This window comes from Nostoc sp. 106C, from assembly GCF_002154725.1.
Taxonomy (GTDB): Bacteria; Cyanobacteriota; Cyanobacteriia; order Cyanobacteriales; family Nostocaceae; genus Aulosira.
Genome location: NZ_MTAW01000020.1, coordinates 1 through 1,505 on the forward strand (window position 1 = coordinate 1; position 1,505 = coordinate 1,505).

The 1,505-nt window shown below is 44.0% G+C and carries 1 protein-coding gene; it reads right to left on the bottom strand.

Annotated features, from left to right (window positions below; genetic code table 11):
• Positions 1-85: 85 nt before the first annotated feature.
• Positions 86-1,393, bottom strand: coding sequence for an NF041680 family putative transposase (locus BV375_RS01225; protein WP_086756419.1), 1,308 nt, complete (start codon positions 1,391-1,393; stop codon positions 86-88).
• Positions 1,394-1,505 lie beyond the last annotated feature (112 nt).

Genomic DNA, 1,505 nt, shown 5'->3' on the forward strand with positions numbered 1-1,505 from the left:
CTGGAGTTTAGACTAAGCCATCCAAAAAGACCCAGCAGTGCTGAGTTAATGAGAGACGTAATGATATTATGAATAATCTTGAGTATTAAACAGCAACTGATGGTTCTTTACGTGGTGGAGTTACTGTTTTTTTAACAATTGGGCATCGGTTTTTACGGTGACGCTTTTTTCCTGGTTGCCAGCCAGGGGACTTTCCGCGAGGTTTGGGTGCGCTTGTTGGAGTACCAATCACCGCAAAAACTCCTCCCATAGCTTGAGCAACTCGCCCAGGGGTCAATTTATCGGAGGACTTCTGCCAAGGTAAAGGATTATCAGTCACGATATCACGGGCTAACCACAATTCCCAAGTCATGAGGGGCATCAGGTCACTCCACCGCTCACACTGCTTAGGAGTACTAAACTTGGGCACAGTCCAATGTAAACGTTGCTTTAAAAAACGATACCAGTGGTCAACGGTAAAGCGACGCAAGTAAAGTAGCCAAACCTCTTCTAAGGGAGGCATTTCTTCCCCTACCCAAGCTAGCCACAAAGGTTTTGATACTGGTTGATTACCTTGTTCATCAAGACGTTCAACTTTAATCAGTGACATAGGACGTGTCACCGCTTTACGGAAATGTAAATTTTTCCACAGGCTAACCCGTACCCGTTGTAATTTCGGATCATCTACCTCGAAGACAGATACAGCCTCACTCCATGTTGTGGGTTCATTAAGTTTGAATTTAGACCCGTGTTTTTTGGGTCGTCCTTTACCCAAATAAGCTTCAGGCTCACCCCATAAACAAAGATTTGAGCGCAATCTTACCAGAATATCTGCGGGAATACTGGCAGTTTTTAACACAAAAGGCGCACACCCATATTCACTGTCCCAAACTGAAATCGCTCTGGTGGGTAAATACTTACACACCTGTTTTAGTTGCCAAATCGCTTTTGAGATTGGACTTTCCCCACTTGTGATCCGTTCATGTCTGAGGGGTAATGCCCAACTGCCTGATTTTTCAGGTATCCATGCAATTGTGCTATATCCTTGACCAATGCTAATCGGTTTATTTCCCGCGATGGATGTGCCGCTATGCTCATAAGTTCTCTCTTGCAACGTTACTGCATCTGGGCGTGACCAGTTTGTATGATCTCCTGTTAATAATGGTCGTCCCTCTGCTGGGATCTGCTTGATATATAGGTGCATCAATTTCTGTCTCTGTGGTCTGCTATCTTGTAAGGCTTCATAGATGCTTGGCCACTTGCGTCTAAATACTGGTGATAATGATAAGTCTGCTAAGGAATAAACATTGCGGGTCAGCAATATGGCGTCTGTTAATTCAAAGGTCGCGTCTTTGGCGAAACCTAAATATTTGTAAGCTACTTGACGAAACTCTTCAAGTCTGTCACTTTTCATGTTGGTAGGTGAGTAATGGTAGTTCTTTTCTCACCTTCTACCAAAAGGGGGACTGTGTTCAATCACACCCCCTATTTTTCTTTTTAGGTCGGCTATTTAGTCTAAACTCCAG